At 64.7% G+C, this 20,941-nt stretch carries 18 protein-coding genes and 4 tRNA genes; 15 read left to right on the top strand and 7 right to left on the bottom strand.

What is annotated here, in order from left to right; translation table 11 throughout:
* Window positions 1-90 precede the first annotated feature (90 nt).
* From hscB to ACN20X_RS18710, 12 genes are all read left to right on the top strand, one after another.
* Window positions 91-609 carry a Fe-S protein assembly co-chaperone HscB gene (hscB, locus tag ACN20X_RS18765; RefSeq protein ID WP_016447121.1) on the top strand — a complete coding sequence of 173 codons (519 nt, stop codon included), beginning with the start codon at window positions 91-93 and terminating at the stop codon, window positions 607-609.
* An 84-nt stretch (window positions 610-693) separates the two neighbouring features.
* The gene (hscA, locus tag ACN20X_RS18760; protein WP_016451691.1) at window positions 694-2,562 is read left to right on the top strand and encodes a Fe-S protein assembly chaperone HscA; all 1,869 of its coding nucleotides are present in this window, start codon (window positions 694-696) and stop codon (window positions 2,560-2,562) included.
* Between the two features lie 25 nt (window positions 2,563-2,587).
* Entirely contained in the window at window positions 2,588-2,926 is a 339-nt protein-coding gene (fdx, locus tag ACN20X_RS18755) for an ISC system 2Fe-2S type ferredoxin (RefSeq protein WP_013802212.1), read from the top strand.
* An 11-nt stretch (window positions 2,927-2,937) separates the two neighbouring features.
* A complete protein-coding gene (gene dnaQ / locus ACN20X_RS18750) occupies window positions 2,938-3,654 on the top strand; it encodes a DNA polymerase III subunit epsilon (protein ID WP_016447119.1) in 717 nt (238 codons plus the stop codon).
* Window positions 3,655-3,696: 42 nt separating this feature from the next.
* Window positions 3,697-3,771: transfer RNA gene (locus ACN20X_RS18745), tRNA-Val, on the top strand.
* Window positions 3,772-3,808: 37 nt separating this feature from the next.
* Window positions 3,809-3,883: transfer RNA gene (locus tag ACN20X_RS18740), tRNA-Val, on the top strand.
* 40 nt (window positions 3,884-3,923) lie between these two features.
* A tRNA-Val gene (locus tag ACN20X_RS18735) sits at window positions 3,924-3,998 on the top strand.
* Between the two features lie 40 nt (window positions 3,999-4,038).
* Window positions 4,039-4,113 (top strand) — tRNA-Val (locus tag ACN20X_RS18730).
* A gap of 159 nt (window positions 4,114-4,272) precedes the next feature.
* The gene (locus tag ACN20X_RS18725) at window positions 4,273-5,373 is read left to right on the top strand and encodes an NAD(P)/FAD-dependent oxidoreductase (RefSeq protein WP_016451692.1); all 1,101 of its coding nucleotides are present in this window, start codon (window positions 4,273-4,275) and stop codon (window positions 5,371-5,373) included.
* A 201-nt stretch (window positions 5,374-5,574) separates the two neighbouring features.
* On the top strand, window positions 5,575-5,886 hold the full coding sequence (locus ACN20X_RS18720; RefSeq protein ID WP_016447117.1) for a DUF883 domain-containing protein: 312 nt from the start codon (window positions 5,575-5,577) through the stop codon (window positions 5,884-5,886).
* Window positions 5,887-5,894: 8 nt separating this feature from the next.
* Window positions 5,895-6,314, top strand: coding sequence for a phage holin family protein (locus ACN20X_RS18715; RefSeq protein WP_016447116.1), 420 nt, complete (start codon window positions 5,895-5,897; stop codon window positions 6,312-6,314).
* A gap of 2 nt (window positions 6,315-6,316) precedes the next feature.
* Window positions 6,317-6,688 carry a hypothetical protein gene (locus ACN20X_RS18710; protein WP_016447115.1) on the top strand — a complete coding sequence of 124 codons (372 nt, stop codon included), beginning with the start codon at window positions 6,317-6,319 and terminating at the stop codon, window positions 6,686-6,688.
* A gap of 84 nt (window positions 6,689-6,772) precedes the next feature.
* Here the strand turns inward: ACN20X_RS18710 and ACN20X_RS18705 are convergent, their stop codons facing one another.
* Window positions 6,773-7,819: a quinone-dependent dihydroorotate dehydrogenase gene (locus ACN20X_RS18705; protein WP_026062502.1), complete on the bottom strand. Its 1,047-nt coding sequence runs from the start codon at window positions 7,817-7,819 to the stop codon at window positions 6,773-6,775.
* Between the two features lie 34 nt (window positions 7,820-7,853).
* Between ACN20X_RS18705 and rpiA the strand changes: the two genes are divergently transcribed.
* Complete coding sequence (gene rpiA, locus ACN20X_RS18700) at window positions 7,854-8,546, top strand: ribose-5-phosphate isomerase RpiA (protein WP_154834212.1); 693 nt, start codon at window positions 7,854-7,856, stop codon at window positions 8,544-8,546.
* Window positions 8,547-8,576: 30 nt separating this feature from the next.
* On the opposite strand, the gene ACN20X_RS18695 is transcribed toward rpiA, so the two are convergent.
* The 6 genes from ACN20X_RS18695 to ACN20X_RS18670 all read right to left on the bottom strand — a co-directional run bounded on the left by ACN20X_RS18695 (window position 8,577) and on the right by ACN20X_RS18670 (window position 16,180).
* Complete coding sequence (locus tag ACN20X_RS18695) at window positions 8,577-8,951, bottom strand: hypothetical protein (RefSeq protein ID WP_223275203.1); 375 nt, start codon at window positions 8,949-8,951, stop codon at window positions 8,577-8,579.
* Window positions 8,952-8,993: 42 nt separating this feature from the next.
* Window positions 8,994-9,683, bottom strand: coding sequence for a glutaredoxin family protein (locus ACN20X_RS18690; RefSeq protein WP_209801902.1), 690 nt, complete (start codon window positions 9,681-9,683; stop codon window positions 8,994-8,996).
* 208 nt (window positions 9,684-9,891) lie between these two features.
* A complete protein-coding gene (locus ACN20X_RS18685; protein ID WP_016447110.1) occupies window positions 9,892-11,940 on the bottom strand; it encodes a M3 family metallopeptidase in 2,049 nt (682 codons plus the stop codon).
* A 75-nt stretch (window positions 11,941-12,015) separates the two neighbouring features.
* Window positions 12,016-12,870: a bifunctional methylenetetrahydrofolate dehydrogenase/methenyltetrahydrofolate cyclohydrolase FolD gene (gene folD, locus ACN20X_RS18680; RefSeq protein ID WP_016447109.1), complete on the bottom strand. Its 855-nt coding sequence runs from the start codon at window positions 12,868-12,870 to the stop codon at window positions 12,016-12,018.
* A gap of 89 nt (window positions 12,871-12,959) precedes the next feature.
* Window positions 12,960-13,610: a response regulator transcription factor gene (locus ACN20X_RS18675; RefSeq protein ID WP_012205807.1), complete on the bottom strand. Its 651-nt coding sequence runs from the start codon at window positions 13,608-13,610 to the stop codon at window positions 12,960-12,962.
* Entirely contained in the window at window positions 13,607-16,180 is a 2,574-nt protein-coding gene (locus ACN20X_RS18670; protein WP_016447108.1) for a PAS domain-containing sensor histidine kinase, read from the bottom strand. Before ACN20X_RS18670 ends, ACN20X_RS18675 begins: the two co-directional genes overlap by 4 nt.
* Window positions 16,181-16,500: 320 nt before the next feature.
* Here ACN20X_RS18670 and aceE point away from each other — a divergent pair, with 320 nt between their 5' ends.
* Window positions 16,501-19,218, top strand: a complete 2,718-nt coding sequence (gene aceE, locus ACN20X_RS18665) for a pyruvate dehydrogenase (acetyl-transferring), homodimeric type (protein ID WP_016447107.1) — start codon at window positions 16,501-16,503, stop codon at window positions 19,216-19,218.
* Between the two features lie 19 nt (window positions 19,219-19,237).
* Window positions 19,238-20,935 carry a dihydrolipoyllysine-residue acetyltransferase gene (gene aceF, locus ACN20X_RS18660; protein ID WP_016447106.1) on the top strand — a complete coding sequence of 566 codons (1,698 nt, stop codon included), beginning with the start codon at window positions 19,238-19,240 and terminating at the stop codon, window positions 20,933-20,935.
* The last annotated feature ends 6 nt before the right edge of the window (window positions 20,936-20,941 follow it).

The following is a 20,941-nucleotide window of genomic DNA, read 5'->3' as shown; positions in this document are numbered from 1 at the left end:
TGGTGGCCTGGCGGCATGCCCGGCAGGCCCTGACTTTTCTACTCCCTCAAGAGGCCGCCATCGCTTCGGTGCTGGCGGCTTTTTATCGACATGAACCTGCAATCGGACGATTTCGAGCTGTTTGCGCTACCGCGCCAATTTGCGCAGGAGCGCAGCACCATTGACGCGCGCTGGAAGGAGTTGCAGCGCGAGGCCCATCCTGACCGCTTTGCCTCCCAGGGCGCAGCTGCGCAGCGTGTGGCCATGCAATGGTCGGTACGCATCAACGAGGCCTATCAACGGCTGAAAGAGCCGCTCAGGCGAGCAGCCTATCTTTGCGAATTGCTGGGTGCACCCGTGCGTGCCGAGGACAACACCTCCATGCCCACCGCCTTTTTGATGCAGCAGATGGAATGGCGCGAGGCGCTGGACGATGCGCAGGACGAGGCCGCCTTGGACGCGCTGGACGGCGAAGTGTCGCAGGCCAGAAAGAGCATGCTGGCCGAATGCGGCCGCCAGCTCGATGAACTGCACGATGCCCAGGCGGCCGTGCAGCAGGTCAGAGCCCTCATGTTTGTTGCGCGATTTGCGCAGGACATAGAGCGTCGCCGCGATCAACTGGGACAATAGTCCGCGACCCGAACCTCCCACGAGAGTCCCTCATTCACAAGGCAGGCCGGCCGGCCCGGACCTGCAATTTCCCCGAGTATTTCCATGGCGCTTTTGCAGATTTCCGAACCCGGTCAGTCCCCCGATCCCCACCAGCGACGCATTGCCGTGGGTATCGACCTGGGCACCACCCATTCGCTGGTCGCCGCAGTCCGCAATGGCGTGGCCGAATGCCTGCCGGATGATCAGGGCCAGGTACTGCTGCCTTCCGTCGTGCGCTATCTGCCCCAGGGACGCCGCGAGATCGGCTACGCCGCGCAGGCGGCGCTGTCCACCGATGCGGGCAACACCATCGCCTCGGCCAAGCGCTTCATGGGCCGCACGCTGGCGGACATCGACGCGCCGGAGAAGCTGCCTTACCGCTTTGCTGAGCAAGAAGCCGGTCGTGGCGTGATCGGGATCGAGACCATCGATGGCACGAAGACCCCCGTGGAAGTCAGCGCCGAGATCCTGGCCACGCTGCGCTTTCGCGCCGAGGACACCTTCAACGACGACATCCATGGCGCGGTCATCACCGTGCCAGCCTACTTTGACGACGCGCAGCGCCAGGCCACCAAGGATGCGGCCAAGCTCGCCGGCATCAACCTGCTGCGCCTGATCAACGAGCCCACGGCTGCCGCCATTGCCTATGGCCTGGACAACGGCTCCGAAGGTGTTTACGCCGTCTACGATCTGGGTGGCGGCACTTTCGATATTTCGGTCCTGCGCCTGTCCCAGGGTGTGTTCGAGGTCGTCTCCACGGGGGGGGACTCGGCCTTGGGTGGCGATGACTACGATGCGGCACTGGCTGAGTGGGTGGCTCAGCAGACCGGCGTGGTTCCGCAGACCGCCGAGGACAAGGCCCGCTGGCGCATGGCGGCACGCCTTTGCAAGCAGGCATTGACGGATGCTCAGGCCGCCACGTTCACGGCAGAGCTGTCCACCGGCACTGTGCATTTCGATGTCAAGCGTGGCGACTTCGATGCGAGCACGGCCCATCTGACGGCTCGCTCGCTGGCGGCGGTGCGCCGCGCACTCAAGGACGCTGGCCTGACGCGCGACGAGGTGCAGGGCGTGGTCCTGGTCGGTGGTTCCACCCGCATGCCCCAGGTGCGTGAGGCAGTGGCCCAGTTCTTTGGCCGCGATCCTCTCGTCAACCTCAATCCCGATGAAGTCGTGGCGTTGGGCGCTGCCATTCAGGCCAATCAACTCGCGGGCAACAGTTCCAGCGGCGACATGCTGCTGCTGGATGTGATTCCCCTGTCGCTGGGTGTGGAGACCATGGGCGGTCTGGTGGAGCGCATCATCACGCGCAACGAGACCATTCCCACGGCCCGCGCTCAGGACTTCACCACCTACAAGGATGGGCAGACGGCCCTGGCCATTCATGTGGTGCAGGGTGAGCGCGATCTTGTGGCGGACTGCCGCAGCCTGGCGCGTTTCGAACTGCGCGGCATCCCGCCCATGGCAGCCGGCGCGGCGCGCATCCGCGTGACCTTCACCGTGGATGCCGACGGCCTGCTGTCGGTGGGTGCCAAGGAGCAGATCAGCGGCGTCGAGGCGCATATCCATGTCAAGCCCTCGTACGGCCTCTCGGACGACGAGGTTGCCCGCATGCTGCAGGACGGCTTTGCCACGGCCCAGCAGGACATTCAGGCGCGCGCGCTGGTGGAGGCGCGTGTCGATGCCGACCGCATGCTCATGGCCACGGAGAGCGCGCTGCAGGCCGATGGCGATGTGCTGGCTGCAGACCAGCGCGCAGCCATCGACGCTCTGGTCGATGCCCTGCGCGCCAGCGTGGGCTCCGAGGATGCCGCCGTCATCGAGGCCGCAACACAGGCGCTGGCCAAGGGCACGGAGTCCTTTGCCGCCGAGCGCATGAACCGCAGCATCCAGCAGGCCCTGGCCGGCAAGAGCGTGCAATCCCTTTCCTGATTTCTGATCCGAACGCAGATCCGCCATGCCCGTTATCAAAATACTTCCCCACGCCGAATACTGTCCTCAGGGTGCCGAAATCGAGGCGCCTGCCGGCACCTCCATCTGCGAGGCACTGCTGGACAACAACATCAAGATCGAGCACGCCTGCGACATGAGCTGTGCATGCACCACCTGCCACGTGGTGGTCAAGGCAGGCTACAACTCGTTGAACGAGGCCGAGGAAGAGGAAGAAGACCTGCTGGACCGCGCATGGGGCCTGCAGCCGCAGTCCCGCCTGTCCTGCCAGGCCATCCTGGCGCGCGAGGACGTGACCATCGAGATTCCCAAGTACTCGCTCAACCACGCCAAGGAAAACCACTGAGGACCCAGCACATGTCGCGTCAAATCATTCTCGACACGGAAACCACGGGCCTGTCCGCCGACAACGGCGACCGGCTCATCGAGCTGGGGTGCGTGGAGATGGTCAACCGCAAGCTGACCGGCAACAACCTGCATCTGTACTTCAATGCGGGGCGCGACAGCCATCCGGACGCGCTGCGCGTGCACGGCATCACCACCGAGTTCCTCAAGGACAAGCCTCGCTTCGAGCAAAAGGTCGATGAGATCTGGGAGTATCTGCAAGGCGCTGAACTCATCATTCACAACGCGCCTTTCGATCTGGGATTCCTGAACAAGGAGCTGGAGCTTGCCAACCGCCCGCCGATCAGGCAGTGCGTGAGCGGCGTCATCGACACCCTGGTCATGGCCAAGGAAATGTTCCCAGGCAAGCGCAACTCGCTGGACTCGCTGTGCGACCGTCTGGAAGTGGACAACTCCGGGCGCACGCTGCACGGCGCCTTGCTGGATGCGGAACTGCTGGCCGATGTCTACATCAACCTCACGCGAGGCCAGGAGGCCCTGCTGATGGTGGAGGAGCCGGCCCAGTCCGAGGGCGGCCTGGTGGTCGCGCAGGTCGATCTGCGCAGCTTCAGGCTGCGCGTGGTGAGCGCCAATGATCAGGAGCTGGCCGCGCACGAGGACGTGATGGTGCAGATGGATAAATCGAGCGGCGGCAAGACAATTTGGCGCAGCTTCGAAAATCAGTCCTAGAAGTTATGACATAATCTAAGTCTTGTCGCAGTAACGACATATGGGTGATTAGCTCAGCGGTAGAGCACTGCCTTCACACGGCAGGGGTCACATGTTCGATCCATGTATCACCCACCATTTTTTCCAGGGAAGCGGGCCTCACAGCCGGCTTCATGGGTGATTAGCTCAGCGGTAGAGCACTGCCTTCACACGGCAGGGGTCACATGTTCGATCCATGTATCACCCACCAGTTTTTTCCAAGGAAGCATGGCCTCGCAGCCATGCTTCACGGGTGATTAGCTCAGCGGTAGAGCACTGCCTTCACACGGCAGGGGTCACATGTTCGATCCATGTATCACCCACCAATTTTTTCCAAGGAAGCACGGCCTCGCAGCCGTGCTTCACGGGTGATTAGCTCAGCGGTAGAGCACTGCCTTCACACGGCAGGGGTCACATGTTCGATCCATGTATCACCCACCATTCAAGCCCTCCTGAAACTTGTTCAGGAGAGCTTTTCCGTTTTGGTTGCTCCCATTTGTTCCAGGTCCTGGATATTCCAGTGCAGCCCGGTGATCTGCGGCGTATTCGTATCTGGCGCGGTCTGATAATCAGTGGCTGAACGACGAAAGGGCAGGCAGGATGAGCGAGCAGGTCGATTGCGTGGTGGTGGGGGCGGGCGTCGTGGGGTTGGCCGTGGCCAGGGCCCTGGCGTTGCAGGGCAGGGAAGTCATGGTGCTGGAGGCAGCTGAAGCCATTGGTACGGGTACCAGTTCGCGCAACAGCGAGGTCATCCATGCCGGCATCTACTATCCCCAGGGTTCGCTGAAGGCCCGGTTTTGCGTCGAAGGCCGCCAGCGTCTCTATGCCTATTGCGAGGAACGCGGCGTTGCCCACCAGCGCTGCGGCAAGCTCATCGTGGCAACGGATGAGGCGCAGCGCGGCCAGCTCCAGGCCATTGCGCGCAAGGCCGAGGCCAATGGCGTCAATGACCTGCGCTGGCTGGATGGCCCCGAAGCACGGGCCTTGGAGCCTGCGCTGCAGTGTGTGGCGGCAATGCATTCGCCCAGCACCGGCATCATCGACAGCCACGGCCTGATGCTGGCTCTGCAGGGCGATCTCGAAAACGCAGGCGGCATGGTGGTCTGCCATGCCGAGGTGCAGGAGGCCGCCGCCACGTCTGGCGGCGTGTGGCTGCGCACCGCCGACGGCACGCAGCTGCAGGCGCGTAGCCTGGTCAATGCGGCAGGCCTGAATGCCCCGTTGCTGGCGGCGCGCCTGCAAGGCTTTCCGCAGCAGTTGGTTCCACGCGCCTTCTATGCCAAGGGCAACTATTTCACACTGTCCGGGCGCGCGCCGTTCTCGCGCCTCATCTATCCCGTGCCCGAGGCTGCAGGTCTGGGCGTTCATCTCACGCTGGACATGGGTGGACAGGCCAAGTTCGGCCCCGATGTGCAGTGGGTGGAAAGCGCAAGCGATCTGCAGGTCGATCCAGCGCGCGCCGACGCCTTCTATGCAGAGATCCGCCGGTACTGGCCGGCCCTGGCCGATGGCGCGCTGGTGCCCGGCTACGCTGGCATCCGTCCCAAGATCAGCGGTCCTGGCGAGGCGGCGGCAGACTTCACGATCCAGGGACCGCAGGTCCATGGCGTTGCGGGCGTGGTGCAGTTGCTGGGCATCGAATCGCCGGGTCTGACCAGCTGCCTGGCCATCGGCGCACATGTGGCGAAGTTGCTGGCCTGATGGTCTGCCGGTCCACGACACACGGCCACGGCAGGCCTTGTCTGACAAGGCTCAGGCCCCCTCGCTTCCCGGAAGCCAGGGAACAATTGGATAAGATGCTTGCATGTAACAAGGGCCTGCCCATGTTGCGTGACAGGTATCGGGCGACATGATTGCCTGCTCCCCGCTGTATTTGTTTTCACCTCAATAGAAAGGCTCATCATGACGAAGTCGATCACTGAAACCGTCTCCACCGCGCAAGCCGATCTTGAAAAACTGGTCAGCGACCTGCGTGGCCTGCTGTCTGCCAAGGAGCTGGATGCCGTGCCGGAAATCCACATGCTGCGCCAGCGCATCGATGACGGCATGTCCAATGTGCGTGACTCGGCTGTGCGCGCCGCGCAGGAAGCGGCCCGCCAAGCCAAGGATGCCGCCTATGCGGCGGATCGCTATGCCCACGACGAGCCGTGGCGTGTGGCTGGCGCAGCCCTGGCTGTGGGCGCCTTGCTGGGCTTCATGCTGGGCCGTCGCTGATCAACGGCATGCCTGACCAGAAAAGGATGCCTGTGAACTGGATTTCCCTTCTGGGTTTGGATGCCTGGGTGGCGCGCTGGCGTGCTGCCGTGATCGAGCTGGCCATTGCCGCCGAGGACCGTACCGACCTGGCTCGGCTTGAATGGGTCCAGCACAAGCGCAGCATGCAGACCGTGGTCGTGCTGCTGATTGCGCTGGCCGGACTCAGCGTCGTGGTCATGCTCATGCTGTCCGTGGCGGTGCTGGTGCAGTTCTGGGACACCGAGCACCGCGTGATGGTGGCCTGGCTGCTGTTTGGCGGCTGGCTGGCTATCCTTGCAATTGCCTTGTGGCAGTTGCTTGCGGCCGTACGACGCCTGGCACGCCCTTTCATCCTCACCCGCAACGAGCTGAGCCAGGACTGGCAGGCGCTGAAGAAGAGGCTGTAACCATGGTCAATGCTTCCAACGCTTCCCAATCCCGCGACGAGGTTGCGCCGCCTAGGCCCACGGGCCCCAATGCGGCGCTGTGGCCCACTTCCACCGTGGAGCAGCAGCAGGTGATGCAGCGCATTGCCCAGCAGCGCGAGCGCCTCAGGGCGCGCTCGGCGGCCGTGGCCCAGGCCCGGGCGCTGAGCCGTGCCGCCACACACGTGCGCCCGGATGCACCGCTGATCGAGCGCGTCGCAACGTTTGCGCGTCTGCACCCCGTGGCCGTGGGCGTGGCGGCTGCCGCTGCCTTGGTCATGGGGCCGCGCAAACTGATCCGCATCGGCACCACACTCATGCCTTTGCTGGCACGCCTTCAGCAGCGCAGGGGCTGAGATAAGGCCTTGCAAGGCTTCTTGCACAAAAAACGCCCGGCATGCCGGGCGTTTTCTTTGGTCAGCACGCGGATAACGCGGCAGTCAACGCAGTTGCGCGATGGCCCGTGCGGCCTCTGGTACCAGGCAGGGGCCCCGATAGATCAGGCCGCTGTAGATCTGGACCACATCGGCGCCCGCCCGGATCTTGCTGACCGCATCTTCGCCGCTGAGAATGCCTCCCACGCCGATGATGGGGTAGCGGCTTCCCAGCGCAGAGCGCAGTTGGCGGATGACCTGGTTGCTGGCCTCCAGCACCGGCGCGCCGGAAAGGCCGCCCGTTTCTTCGGCGTGGAGCAGGCCCTTGACGGCATCCCGGCTGATCGTGGTGTTGGTGGCAATCACGCCGTCCATGCCGTGGCGCTGCAGCGTGGTGGCGATGACGCCGACCTGCTCCTCATCCAGGTCGGGTGCGATCTTCACGAACACCGGCGCCCGCTTGCCGTGCTGCGTGGCCAGTCGCTCGCGCCGCTCGGCAATCGCTCCCAGCAAGGCATCCAGCGCTTCGTCGCTTTGCAGGGCACGCAGATTCTTGGTGTTGGGCGAGCTGATGTTCACCGTCACGTAGTCGGCATGCGGGTAGACGCCATCGAGCGCCTTGAGGTAGTCGCTGGTGGCTTCTTCGATGGGCGTGCTGGCGTTCTTGCCGATGTTCAGCCCCAGCAGCATGGGCTTGCCCATGGCGCGGGCCTGTGAGCGCTTGACGTTGCTCAGGAAGGCATCGAGGCCTTCGTTGTTGAAGCCCAGTCGGTTGATCAGTGCATTGCGTTCGGGGATGCGGAACATGCGCGGCTTGGGGTTGCCGGGCTGCGCGCGCGGAGTCACGGTGCCTACCTCGACGAAGCCGAAGCCCATGGCGGCCAGCGCATCGATACAGCGTGCGTTCTTGTCCAGACCTGCAGCCATGCCGACGCGATTGGGGAACCTGAGCCCGGCAAGCTCGACGGGATCACTCACCATGGGTTGGGCCCAGGCCTGCTGCAGGAGCGTGTTCTGCCCCTTTGCCATCAGGTTCATCGTGAGATCGTGGGCGGATTCGGGGTCCATGCCGAAGAGAAAGGGACGGGTCAGGGCGTAGGGGATCAAAGACATGGGGATAATCGAAGGATTACCTGGATTTTCCCTCATGACGACATCTGCTGCCTCTTTTTCCCAAGATGAACTCAAAGCCCTGGTCGGGCAAGCCGCTCTGGCCTACGTAGCGCCCGGCGAAATCGTCGGCGTCGGCACGGGCTCGACGGTCAACAAGTTCATCGATGCGCTGGCCACCATCAAGGACCAGATCCCTGGGGCCGTGTCCAGCTCCGTGGCCAGCACCGAGCGCCTGAAGGCGCTGGGCATCAAGGTGCTGGATGCCAACGAGGTGGACCGCCTGTCGGTATACATCGATGGCGCCGACGAGATCGACGGTCGGGGCTACATGGTCAAGGGAGGGGGCGCGGCACTGACGCGCGAGAAAATCGTTGCGGCGCTGGCCGAGCGCTTTGTCTGCATCGCCGATGCCTCCAAGCGCGTCGAGGTGCTGGGAGACTTTCCGCTGCCGGTGGAGGTGATTCCCATGGCTGCTGCCCAGATTGCCCGGCGTTTCGAGGCCAGGGGTGGCCGGGCCGAGATCCGCATGAAGGACGGCGCTCCTTTGGTGACGGACAACGGCCAGCACATTCTTGATGTGCGCGGCCTGAAGATTGCTGAGCCGCTGGCCTTTGAGTCCGAGGTCAACCAGTGGCCCGGCGTGGTCACCGTGGGCGTTTTTGCGCACCAGAAGGCATCGGTCTGCCTGCTGGGCACGCCTGAAGGCGTGCAGACGCTCGACTACTGAGGCAGGAAGCCGGTCCTGGCCTCTCGGCTGCTAGCCGATGCTCTCGAACACCGCAGCGCCTGCGGTCCAGACGAGCAGGGCCATGCCACCGAGACACAGCGCGCGCAATGAAGCTTGCGTGCGCTGTTTTTTGATGCGCTGAATGAGCCAGGTGACGGCCGCCAGCCCGGCGTAGATGGCAAAGAAGCCAGCCGTCGTCATGTAGTAGGCCAGGCGGTTGAGACCGTTGCCCAGGCCTCCGTCATGCATGAACCACAGCGTGATCAGGCAGGGCACCAGCACCAGGCAGGTTAGCCGCAACGGCTCTCGCCACGAAGGCCTTGCCACCAGTACCCACCCGATGAGCGCAGGCAGGCCCACAAGAATGCCCAGCCTGGCCAAGGTCCAGGCCACGTCGGACAGCATGGAATCCACGGCCGGGCTCCTGAGGGCGGCGGCAGTGTCTGCCTAGAAGCTCAGGCCTGCGGGGTTGTCGCTGGTGCGTGCACCAGGCGCGGGGGCGGGTATGGGGGCGCGCCTGTTTGCCTGCTCCTCGGCGGTGGGTGCTGCGGCGGGCGCTGATGCGGTCGGTGCGGCAGGCTTGGGTGTGGTCAGGGGCTGCGCGGGTGGCCGCTTGTACTGGGCAGGCAGCTGGGAGCTTGCGGGGTAGCCTGCGGCATCCAGGTACTGCGTCCATTCGCTGGAGGAGAAGCCGGTCAGAAACTGCTTGCCGATGGTGGCAAACGGCAGTCCGGTCTGCCCGCTGAGCTTGTTCAGGGCTGCCGCGTCCGCCTCGGTCTGCACCAGGCGCTCGGCATAGGGGATGCCCCGGGACTGCAGCAACTGACGAGCGCTATCGCAGGGCGTGCAATCGGACGAGGAGTACAGCGTCACTGGAAAGCGGCTCGCAATCTGGCGCAGCGCATAGGGCAGGCCTGCGTTGCTGTCCGGGGCGCCCGCCACTGCCTGGGCGGCGGGCGCTGCCTGCTGCTGTGCGCTTTGGGCGGGGCGGTCCGAGAAGGTGACTTTTCCGTCCGGCCCGACGATACGGTAGACCTGCTGCGCGGCGGCTGGCAGCGCGGCGGCAAGGCAGGCGAGGGCGAGGCATGGCATCAGGTGGCGCAGGGCGCCGTGGCCAAGGCTGGGAGAAGACTGCATGGACGATCTCGGTTTCGGAAGAAGGGTTTCGTGCCGGGGCGGCGACCACTCGCCGGATGGATGCCCGCACAGGAGTGCCTGCAAGCATAGCGTGCCATTCATCCTGGGCCATCTTCTGGAGTCGCAGGATGTGGCTGCGCGCATCCGGTGGAGTTGCCGGGCCAGGAAAAAGCGCCCCATCGGGGCGCTGCAGACCGGGTTGCCAGGCTCAGGCCTCGGCCATGCCCTGGTGGCGCAATAGCGCGTCCAGCTGGGGTTCGCGGCCACGGAAGGCCTTGAACGACTCCATCGCCGGGCGGGATCCGCCGGCTTCAAGAATGGCCTCGCGGTAGCGGCGGCCTGTCTCGGGGTTGGGGGTTCCATCGGCCAGCATGGTTTCCTCGAAGGCCGCATAGGCATCCGCCGAGAGGACTTCGGCCCACTTGTAGCTGTAGTAGCCCGCTGCGTAGCCGCCTGCAAAGATGTGGCTGAAGGTATGGGCCGAGCGGCTGTAGGCGGGCGAGGGCAGCACGGCCACTTCGGCGCGAACCTGGGCCAGCAGCGGCATGATGTCGGCCTTCGGATCGTGCCCGGTGTGCAGCAGCATGTCGAACAGCGAGAACTCGATCTGGCGCAGCGTCTGCATGCCCGACTGGAAGTTCTTGGCCGCGATCATCTTGTCGTACAGTGCGCGCGGCAGTGGCTCGCCCGTGTCCACGTGGGCGGTCATGTGCTTAAGCACTTCCCACTCCCAGCAGAAGTTTTCCATGAACTGGCTCGGCAGTTCCACCGCGTCCCATTCCACGCCCGCGATGCCCGAGACATCGCGCTCGTTGACCTGGGTCAGCATGTGGTGCAGGCCATGGCCTGTCTCATGGAACAGCGTGATCACGTCATCGTGCGTGAGCAGGGCCGGCTTGCCGTCAACGCCGGTGGCAAAGTTGCAGACCAGGTGCGCGACCGGCGTCTGCAGCTTGTGGCTGTCGGGGCGCAGCCAGCGGGTGCGTACATCGTCCATCCAGGCGCCGCCGCGCTTGCCCGAACGTGCGGGCTGGTCCAGGTAGAACTGGCCGACCAGTTGGGGGCCTTGCGGCGTGCTGCGCTCGATGCGATAGAACTCGACAGCGGGATGCCACACCGGCGCCACGTCGCGGCGGATGGCCACGTCGAACAGCGTCTCCACGATCTTGAACAGGCCGGCCAGCACCTTGGGGGCGGGGAAGTATTGCTTGACCTCTTGCTCGCTGAAGGCATAGCGCGCTTCCTTGAGCTTTTCCGAGATATAGGCCCAGTCCCAGGGCTGGGGATCGGCCAGGCCAAGTTCCTTGCGTGCAAAGCTGCGCAGGTCGGCGACATCCTTTTCGGCATAGGGGCGGGCGCGGTGCGCGAGGTCACGCAGGAAGTCGATCACCTGCTGCGGAGAATGCGCCATCTTGGGAACCAGCGAGATCTCGCCGAAGTTGCGGTAGCCCAGCAGCTGCGCCTCTTCCTTGCGCAGGGCAAGTATTTCGGAAATGTTGGCCGTGTTGTCGAAGCGGCGGGCATCGCCCTCTGCCTGGTCGGAGGCGCGTGTCACATAGGCGCGGTAGAGCTTCTCGCGCAGCGCGCTGCTGGTGGCGAACTGCATCACGGGCAGGTAGCAGGGCATCTTCAGCGTGAGCTTGAAACCTTGCTTGCCTTCGGCTTCGGCGGCGGCACGGGCGGCCTGGCACACGTCCTGGGGCACACCGTCCAACTCATCGGCCGTGGCGTAGTAGGCAAAGGCATCGGTGGCATCCAGCGCGTTCTCGCTGAACTTCTGCGTGAGTTCGGCCGAGCGTTCCTGAATCTTGGCAAAGCGCAGCTTGGCTTCACCCTGCAGCTCCGCGCCAGACAGCACGAAATTGCGCATGGCATGGTCCCATGCGGCGCGCTGCTCCACGTTGAGCGTGGCAGGGTCGATGGCCTTGTACTTGGCGTACAGCCGCTCGTCGGCGCCCAGGCGCGTCCAGAACTCGGTGACCTTGGGCAGGGATTCGTTGTAGGCAGCGCGCAGCTCGGGTGTGTCGGCCACGCTGTTGAGGTGGCTGACGGCGCCCCAGGCGGTTCCCAGCTTCTCGGTGGCGACATCGAGCACGGCGGAGATCGAATCCCAGCGCGCGGGGAAGTCAGGTGCCGTGACGGTCTCCAGGGCCTCGCAGGCCCCGGTCAGAAGATGGTCGATGGCCGGGCCGACGTCGGCGGGGCGGATGCGATCGAACAGGGGCAGGTCGGAGGATTCGAGGAGGGGATTGCTCATGCGTGTCAGATGCCGTCGGGTGCATTGAAATCAAGCGGCTCCCCGGGGAGCCGCCCGATGCTTGTCAGCTCCTGGTCAGCCGGCGGCGCGCTCGGCCGCCTCCATGGTGTTGACCAGCAGCATGGTAATCGTCATGGGGCCGACGCCGCCCGGCACGGGGGTGATGAAGCCGGCTACTTCCTTGACGCCGTCAAAGTCCACGTCGCCGCAGAGCTTGCCTTCGTCGTTGCGGTTCATGCCCACGTCGATGACCACGGCGCCAGGCTTGCACATGTCTGCGGTCAGCACATTGCGCTTGCCCACGGCGGCGACCACGATGTCGGCCTGGCGCGTCATGGCGGCCAGGTCCGCCGTGCCGCTGTGGCAGATGGTGACGGTGGCATTGGCGGCCAGCAGCATCATGGCCATGGGCTTGCCGACGATGTTGGAGCGGCCGATGACCACGGCGTGCTTGCCGCGCAGGTCCTTCATGCCGATGGATTCGAGCATCTTCATGCAGCCATAGGGCGTGCACGCCTTGAAGCCGACTTCGCCCACCATCAGCGCGCCGGCGCTGGCCACGTGAAAGCCATCCACATCCTTGAGCGGCGAGATGGTCTCGATGACCTTGTGGTCGTCGATGTGGGCGGGCAGCGGCAGCTGGACCAGGATGCCGTGGATGTCGGGGTCGTTGTTCAGCGCCTCGACGCGGGCCAGCAGTTCGGCTTCTGTCATCGAGGCGTCGTACTTCTCCAGCACGGAATGAAAGCCTGCGTCCTCGCAGGCCTTGACCTTGTTGCGCACATAGACCTGGGAGGCCGGGTTGTCGCCGACCAGGACCACGGCCAGGCCGGGCGTGGTCCCTCGGGCCTTCAGGGCAGTGGCGCGCTGTGCGACTTCGGCACGCAGTTGGCGGGAGAGGGCGTTGCCGTCGATGAGTTGGGCTGTCATTGCAGTGGATACCAAAATAAAAATGCTGCTAGGGCTTGTTGGTCAAGCGCTAGCAGCCCTTTGAAAAAAGCAGGGGATGGCGTCGGTGCTTATCCTGCGACGGCCGCCTTGGCCGCCGCAGCGGTCTGGCCCTGGCCCAGGGCGATCTTGAGCAGGTCGGCCACGGTGTTGGCGTTGAGCTTTTCCATGATGTTGGCGCGGTGCGCCTCCACGGTCTTGATGCTGATGCCCAGATCGTCGGCGATCTGCTTGTTCAGGCGGCCGGCGACGATGCGCTCGAGCACCTGGGCTTCGCGGCTGGTCAGCTTGGCCAGCAGGGCGTCGCGGCTGGCGGCCTGCTGGTGGCCGGCAAAGGCTTCGCGGGCATGGTCCAGCATGCGCTCGACCAGGTTCAGTAGTTCTTCCTCGTTGAACGGCTTCTGGATGAAGTCCAGTGCGCCCTTCTTCATGGTGTTCACCGCCATGGGCACGTCGCCGTGGCCGGTGATGAAGACGATGGGCAGGGGAGACTTGCGTTCGATCAGTCGGTCCTGCAGTTCCAGGCCGGTCATGCCGCCCATGCGGATGTCGACGATGAGGCAGGCGATTTCGCGTGGGTCGTAGCGCGAGAGGAAGGTCTCGGCCGAGTCGAAGCAGCGCACACGATAGTCCTTGCCCTCCAACAACCATTGCAGCGAATCACGAACCGCTTCGTCGTCATCAACTACGTACACAGTGCCTTTTTTGGGGATCAAGCTCATGCAATCGTCCTTGTTGTGGGTTCAATGGTCGCTGCCGGCGTTGTCGCGTCGCCCGGCGGGGCCAGCGGCAGCCAGAATGAAAATCGGCAGCCGACAACCTCGGAACCATTGTAGAGGTTCTCGGCACGCATACGGCCCTGGTGGGACTCGACAATGCTGCGGCACAGATTCAGGCCCATGCCCATGCCTTCGCTCTTGGTGGTGAAGAAGGCCTCGAAGAGGCGCTCCAGCACCTCGGGCGGCAAGCCCTTGCCGGTGTCCTGCACGTTGAATTCGATGACGCGCTGGTCCTCGATGGTGCGCGGCACCACGCGCAGTTCCACGTTGCGCTGGTGGCTGGGTCGGCCCGATTGCTCGATGGATTCGGCGCCGTTCTTCATGAGGTTGACCAGCACCTGCTCGATGAGGATGGTGTCGGCCATGATGGCCGGCATGCGCTCGGCCACGTGGTAGGTCAGCTGTACGTTGCGGCGGCGCAGCTCGATGCCGGCCAGCTCCACCGCCTCGCTGACCATGTCGGTGACCTGGGCCAGGGTGCGGTTGGGTTCGCTGCGCTTGACGAAGGAGCGTATGCGCAAAATGATCTGGCCCGCGCGCTGCGCCTGGTGGGCGGTCTTCTCCAGCGCGAACTTCATCTGCTCCTCGGTCAGCGTGCCTTTTTCGAGGCGCGTGAGCATGCCGCTGCAGTAGTTGCTGATGGCGGTCAGCGGCTGGTTGAGTTCGTGGGCCACGCTGGAGGCCATCTCGCCCATGGTGATCAGGCGGCTGACGGACTGGGCGTGCTCGGCCTGGCGATCGGCCTGCTCCTCGGCCAGGCGGCGCGGCGTGATGTCGGTGGCGATCACCATCTGCGCCAGGCGTCCGTCCACCCAGCTCAGGTAGCGCGAGCGCACTTCCAGCCACTTGCCCAGTTCGGGCAGATAGATCTCGGCGTTCTCGCTGCGTGCGCTGGTCAGCGAGTCGGTGGGCAGGCCCATCAGGCCATCCTCATCGTCCATGCCCTGCGGCTGAGAGCGCACGGGCAGCACGCCGGCCTGGGCGACGAGCTGCAGATGGCCATCGGTCTGCGAGCCGAACCATTGCCGGTACAGCTTGTTGGCGAACAGCAGCTCGGCGCTGCCAAGCGGGGCGACGGACACCGAGGCGTCCAGCGCCTCCAGCACGATGGTGAAGCGCTCGTAGGAGGCCGACAACTGCTCGCGGATGCGGTTGGGCTCGGTGATGTCGGTCATGGACGACATCCAGCCCGTGTGCTGGCCGTGGGCGTCGATCAGCGGCGAGACATACAGGCGCGCGTCGAACTGCGTGCCGTTCTTGCGCTGCACGCGCACCTGAAAGCCCCCGACGATGGTCTTGCCCGACAGCTCCTCGCGCAGCTTGGAGTGCAGGTTGTCGTAGTCGTTGTCGGGCCAGTAGGAATAGGGCGGCATCTGGCCGACGAGTTCGGATTCGCTCCATCCCGTCATCTGGCAGAAGGCGGCGTTCACGTAGGTGATGCGGCCTTGCAGGTCCAGCGCGCGCATGCCGGTGAGCACCGAGTTCTCCATGGCGCGGCGGAAATTGGTTTCGGCAACCAGGGCTTCCTGCGCGCGCTGGCGGCGTCGCGTGTGGCGCCAGGTGGCCAGCAGCAGCCATGCCGTCATCGCGCTGAGCGTGCCCACCAGCCAGAACAGGCCGCTGCCCACCACGCCCAGCGAGGTGCGGTAGGCCTGTGCGCGCAGCACCAGACTGTTGCCCACGGGGGCGACCGGAGCCTCGTCCTCATTGGCCACCGTGCGCCAGCGCAGCAGGTCGGTGGCATTTTGCTTGCGCGGCGTCAGCGGTGTGCCGGCCAGAACCTGGCCCCGGCTGTCGAGCATGGTCATGGCATAGCGGGCCATGATTTCGGTGGGCGTGCCGTAGCGCAGCAGGCTGTCCACGGAATACTCGCCCAGCAGCTCGCCGATGTAGCGGCCGTCCTGCGCCAGCGGCACATGCAGCTGCAGCAGCGGCGCGGCCTCGCCCTTGTGGGCCAGGCCTTGCACATAGATGGGCTGCTGCATCTCGCGCGCGAGCTGGTAGGCCTCCAGGGCGTCACCGGCGCGCAGGACCTCGCGGGGGATGCGCAACTGGTCGCTGCTCACGGTGGGGGCGGACTGGCTGGCCAGAATGCGGCGTTGGGAGTCGATCCAGGTGATGGACTGCAGTTCGGGATACTGGCTGATGAGCGCTTCGGCGCGGCTGGCGAAATCGGACTCGGCCAGATCGTGGTTGCTGATGTCGCGCGCCATGCGCATCAGTTGCTCCTGGCGCTCCAGCAGGCGCAGGCGCACGCGCTGCTGGGCATATTCCACGTCGCGGTGCAACGCTTCCTTCTCGCGGTCGATCTCCTCCATGCGCAGATACCAGAACGACGCGACGATGGCGGCCATGAACATCAGTACGGCGGCCAGCGGGGCGAGTGCCGCAAAGCGGTCCTGGCGCGTGGGGGAAAGACTGCGCCACCAGCTGCGCCACCAGCGCACTGGCGCGGCCACGCCTGCCATGGGGGCAGGGCTGTGCGTGCCGTGCTCGGAAGGGGAGGATTGCATGCGCCCAGTGTAGGGGAGAGTCTGACTGTTTTTAAGGAGTATTGGAGTCGCCACGCAGGCGCTTCGGCGACGTTCTTTGGGGTCTTCACTGTATGTGCGTTTGCAGCAAAATTTCAAATTATGAAATCAAAAAGCACCATTTGAAATTCGAAAAAAGTATGCGACACTCGCCGAGCATTGAGGCAGTGAATCGGTATCTTCAAGTTCGCCAGACAGGGTCTGTGCCGCGCAAGGCGTGGTGAACTACCCGCCTGCGATGGCGCGCTGCGCCGCTCACTGGTTCGACCCCAAGACGCTACCTTCTGCAAGGAGACATTCCCATGACAGCTCAGACTGACCCGCAAGGCAATGCAGGCGTTCCCGCCGGCCTGGACCAACAAGAATCGCGCGAATGGATGGACGCACTGTCGGCCGTCATCGACCGTGAAGGCGCCGAATATGCGCACAAGCTGATCGAGGACCTGCTCGAACATGCACGCCAGAACAGCGTGGACATGCCCTTCTCGGCCAACACCGGCTACGTGAACACCATCGAGGCCTCGCAGGAAGCGCGCTGTCCCGGCAACCTGGAAATCGAAGGCCGCCTGCGCGCCTACATGCGCTGGAACGCCATGGCCATGGTGGTCAAGGCCAACCGCCTGCACCCACCCGAAGGCGGTGACCTGGGTGGCCACATCGGCTCCTTCGCTTCGCTGGCCAACATGTTTGCGGCCGGCTTCAACCACTTCTGGCACGCCGAAAACGAAAACCACGGTGGCGACTGCCTGTACATCCAGGGCCACGTCTCGCCCGGCATCTATGCCCGCGCCTATCTGGAAGGCCGCATCTCCGAAGAGCAGCTGCTGAACTTCCGCCAGGAAGTGGACGGCAAGGGCCTGTCCAGCTACCCGCACCCCAAGCTGATGCCCGAGTTCTGGCAGTTCCCCACGGTGTCCATGGGCCTGGGCCCGCTGATGGCCATCTACCAGGCGCGCTTCCTCAAGTACCTGCACGCCCGCGGCATTGCCGACACCGAAAACCGCAAGGTCTGGGTCTTCTGCGGCGACGGGGAAATGGACGAGGTCGAGTCGCTGGGTGCGATCTCCCTGGCCGCCCGCGAAAAGCTGGACAACCTGATCTTCGTGATCAACTGCAACCTGCAGCGCCTGGACGGTCCGGTGCGCGGCAACGGCAAGATCATCCAGGAACTCGAGGGCGAGTTCCGCGGCTCCGGCTGGAACGTCATCAAGCTGCTGTGGGGCAAGGGCTGGGACGAGCTGCTGGCCAAGGACAAGGACGGCGTGCTCAAGAAGATCATGGCCGAGTGCAACGACGGCGACTACCAGTCGTTCAAGGCCAATGACGGCGCCTACGTGCGCAAGAACTTCTTCGGCCGCGATCCGCGCGCGCTGAAGATGGTCGAGCACATGAGCGACGACGAGATCTGGAACCTGCGCCGCGGCGGCCACGATTCGCAGAAGGTCTATGCGGCCTTCCATGCGGCCAATTCGCACAAGGGCCAGCCCACCGTGCTGCTGGTCAAGACCGTCAAGGGCTTCGGCATGGGCAAGATCGGTGAAGGCAAGAACACCGTTCACCAGACCAAGAAGCTGGGCGACGAGGACATCAAGGCCTTCCGCGACCGCTTCAACATCCCGATTCCCGACAGCCAGATCGCCGACCTGCCTTTCTACAAGCCGGCTGACGACACGCCGGAAATGCGCTACCTGCACGAGCGCCGCAAGGCCCTGGGCGGCTACCTGCCGCACCGCCGCGTCAAGGCCAGCGAGCAGTTCACGGCGCCTGCGCTGGACACCTTCAAGGCCATCCTCGAAGCCACGCCCGAAGGCCGTGAGATCTCGACCACGCAGGCCTATGTGCGTTTCCTGACGCAGCTGCTGCGCGACAAGGAAATCGGCCCGCGTGTCGTGCCCATCCTGGTGGACGAGGCGCGTACCTTCGGCATGGAAGGCCTGTTCCGCCAGATCGGCATCTACAACCCCGCTGGACAGCAGTACACCCCGGTCGACAAGGACCAGGTGATGTACTACCGCGAGGACAAGGCCGGCCAGATCCTGCAGGAAGGCATCAACGAAGCCGGCGGCATGAGCAGCTGGATCGCGGCAGCCACGAGCTACAGCACGAGCAACCGGATCATGATCCCGTTCTATGTGTACTACTCGATGTTCGGCTTCCAGCGCATCGGTGACCTGGCCTGGGCGGCCGGCGACATGCAGGCGCGCGGCTTCCTGCTGGGCGGCACCTCGGGCCGCACCACGCTGAACGGCGAAGGCCTGCAGCACGAAGACGGCCACAGCCACATCCTGGCCAACACCATTCCCAACTGCGTGAGCTACGACCCGACCTTCGCCCACGAAGTCGCCGTGATCATGCAGGACGGCCTGCGCCGCATGGTGCAGGAGCAGGAAAACGTCTTCTACTACATCACGCTGCTCAACGAGAACTACGCCATGCCCGGCCTCACGCCCGGCACCGAGCAGCAGATCATCAAGGGCATGTACCTGTGCAAGCCCGGCCAGAAGGTGCCGGAAAGCGGCCTGCGCGTGCAGCTGCTGGGATCGGGCACCATCCTGCGCGAATCCTTCTTCGCCCAGGAACTGCTGCTGGCCGACTGGGGCATTGCCGCCGACGTGTGGAGCTGCCCCAGCTTCAACGAACTCACCCGCGACGGCCAGGAAGCCGACCGCTGGAACCTGCTGCATCCGCTGGAAACGCAGAAGGTGCCCTTCGTCACGCAGCAGCTGCAGTCGCACAATGGTCCGGTGATCGCATCCACCGACTACATGAAGGCCTACGCCGAGCAGATCCGCCCCTACATGCCCAAGGGCCGCACCTACAAGGTGCTGGGCACCGACGGCTTCGGCCGTTCGGACTTCCGCCGCAAGCTGCGCGAGCACTTCGAGGTGGACCGCCACTACATCGTGGTCGCCGCACTGCGCGCGCTGGCCGAAGAAGGCAAGATCAACGCCACCACCGTGGCCGAGGCGATCGCCAAGTACGGCATCAAGGCCGACAAGATCAACCCGCTGCACGCCTGAGTAAGAACGGGAGACACCTATGGCATTGGTAGACATTCAAGTTCCGGACATCGGCGATTTCGATGAAGTCGGTGTGATCGAAGTGCTGGTCAAGGCCGGCGACCAGATCAAGGCCGAGCAATCGCTGATCACCGTCGAGTCCGACAAGGCATCGATGGAGATTCCGTCCAGCCACGCCGGCGTGCTCAAGGAGCTGCGCGTGAACCTGGGCGACAAGGTCAAGCAAGGCAGCATCATTGCCGTGATCGAGACCGCAGACGCTGCGGCACCGGCACCGGCAGCTGCTGCCCCGGCTCCCGTGGCTGCGCCTGCATCTGCTGCGCCTGCATCTGCGCCTGCGCCGGCCGCTGCTCCCGCTGCCGCGCCTGCGGCCTCGGGCGCCGCCACGCAGATCGATATCAAGATTCCCGACATCGGCGACTTCAAGGACGTGGCCGTGATCGAGATGCTGGTCAAGGTCGGCGACACCGTGACGGCAGAGCAATCGCTGTTCACTGTCGAATCCGACAAGGCCTCGATGGAGATCCCCTCGCCCGCAGCGGGCACCATCACGGCGCTGACGCTCAAGATCGGCGACACGGTCAATGTGGGCGACGTGGTCGGCCAGATGAGCGTGCAGGGCGCTGCCGCGCCTGCAGCCCAGGCTGCGGCCCCGGCACCTGCTGCTGCAGCCCCTGCACCGGCAACTGCTGCCCCGGCCGCTGCAGCTCCGGTGGCTGCCGCTGCAGCATCGGCTCCTGCCGCTGCACCTGCACACAACCCCACCGTGGCGCCCACCGGCAAGCTGCCCCATGCATCGCCCTCCGTGCGCAAGTTCGCCCGCGAACTGGGTGTGCCGCTGGACGAGGTCAAGGGCTCGGGCAACAAGGGCCGCATCACGGCCGACGACATCCAGGCTTTCACCAAGTCCGTCATGGCCGGTGCCGTGCAGACCAAGGCCCAGGCTGCGGCGGCTCCCAAGGGCGGCTCCGGCGGCGGCGCCGGCCTGGACCTGCTGCCCTGGCCCAAGGTGGACTTCGCCAAGTTCGGCCCGGTCGAGCGCAAGGACCTGTCGCGCATCAAGAAGATCAGCGGCGCCAACCTGTCGCGCAACTGGGTCATGATCCCCCACGTCACCAACAACGACGAGGCCGACATCACCGACCTGGAAGCTTTCCGCGTCTCCACCAACAAGGAGAACGAGAAGAGCGGCGTCAAGGTGACCATGCTGGCCTTCGTGATCAAGGCGGTGGTCGCGGCGCTCAAGAAGTTCCCGGAGTTCAACGCCTCGCTGGACGGCGACACCCTGGTCTACAAGCAGTACTTCCACATCGGCTTCGCGGCAGACACGCCCAATGGCCTGGTGGTGCCCGTGCTGCGCGATGCCGACAAGAAGGGCATCCTGCAGATCAGCCAGGAAATGGGCGAGCTGGCCAAGAAGGCCCGCGACGGCAAGCTCGGCGCTGCCGACATGCAGGGCGGCTGCTTCTCGATCTCGTCGCTGGGCGGCATCGGCGGCACGAACTTCACCCCCATCATCAACGCCCCGGAAGTGGCCATCCTCGGCCTGTCCAAGGGCCAGATGAAGCCCGTGTGGGACGGCAAGCAGTTCGTGCCGCGCCTGACGCTGCCGCTGTCGCTGTCCTATGACCACCGCGTCATCGACGGTGCCTCGGCCGCGCGCTTCAACGCCTACCTGGGTCAGGTGCTGGCGGACTACCGCCGCATCCTGCTGTAAACGGAG

Source organism: Delftia sp. PX-1, assembly GCF_055797465.1.
The sequence above is the reverse complement of the archived record's forward strand: the minus strand, read 5'-3'. Positions and strand labels throughout refer to the sequence as shown.

Bases quoted from the DNA above. Each gene is read 5' to 3' on its own strand.
- hscB (WP_016447121.1), top strand. From the start codon at position 91: ATGAACCTGCAATCGGACGATTTCGAGCTGTTTGCGCTACCGCGCCAA.
- hscA (WP_016451691.1), top strand. From the start codon at position 694: ATGGCGCTTTTGCAGATTTCCGAACCCGGTCAGTCCCCCGATCCCCAC.
- fdx (WP_013802212.1), top strand. From the start codon at position 2,588: ATGCCCGTTATCAAAATACTTCCCCACGCCGAATACTGTCCTCAGGGT.
- dnaQ (WP_016447119.1), top strand. From the start codon at position 2,938: ATGTCGCGTCAAATCATTCTCGACACGGAAACCACGGGCCTGTCCGCC.
- ACN20X_RS18725 (WP_016451692.1), top strand. From the start codon at position 4,273: ATGAGCGAGCAGGTCGATTGCGTGGTGGTGGGGGCGGGCGTCGTGGGG.
- ACN20X_RS18720 (WP_016447117.1), top strand. From the start codon at position 5,575: ATGACGAAGTCGATCACTGAAACCGTCTCCACCGCGCAAGCCGATCTT.
- ACN20X_RS18715 (WP_016447116.1), top strand. From the start codon at position 5,895: ATGCCTGACCAGAAAAGGATGCCTGTGAACTGGATTTCCCTTCTGGGT.
- ACN20X_RS18710 (WP_016447115.1), top strand. From the start codon at position 6,317: ATGGTCAATGCTTCCAACGCTTCCCAATCCCGCGACGAGGTTGCGCCG.
- ACN20X_RS18705 (WP_026062502.1), bottom strand. From the start codon at position 7,819: ATGTCTTTGATCCCCTACGCCCTGACCCGTCCCTTTCTCTTCGGCATG.
- rpiA (WP_154834212.1), top strand. From the start codon at position 7,854: ATGACGACATCTGCTGCCTCTTTTTCCCAAGATGAACTCAAAGCCCTG.
- ACN20X_RS18695 (WP_223275203.1), bottom strand. From the start codon at position 8,951: ATGCTGTCCGACGTGGCCTGGACCTTGGCCAGGCTGGGCATTCTTGTG.
- ACN20X_RS18690 (WP_209801902.1), bottom strand. From the start codon at position 9,683: ATGCAGTCTTCTCCCAGCCTTGGCCACGGCGCCCTGCGCCACCTGATG.
- ACN20X_RS18685 (WP_016447110.1), bottom strand. From the start codon at position 11,940: ATGAGCAATCCCCTCCTCGAATCCTCCGACCTGCCCCTGTTCGATCGC.
- folD (WP_016447109.1), bottom strand. From the start codon at position 12,870: ATGACAGCCCAACTCATCGACGGCAACGCCCTCTCCCGCCAACTGCGT.
- ACN20X_RS18675 (WP_012205807.1), bottom strand. From the start codon at position 13,610: ATGAGCTTGATCCCCAAAAAAGGCACTGTGTACGTAGTTGATGACGAC.
- ACN20X_RS18670 (WP_016447108.1), bottom strand. From the start codon at position 16,180: ATGCAATCCTCCCCTTCCGAGCACGGCACGCACAGCCCTGCCCCCATG.
- aceE (WP_016447107.1), top strand. From the start codon at position 16,501: ATGACAGCTCAGACTGACCCGCAAGGCAATGCAGGCGTTCCCGCCGGC.
- aceF (WP_016447106.1), top strand. From the start codon at position 19,238: ATGGCATTGGTAGACATTCAAGTTCCGGACATCGGCGATTTCGATGAA.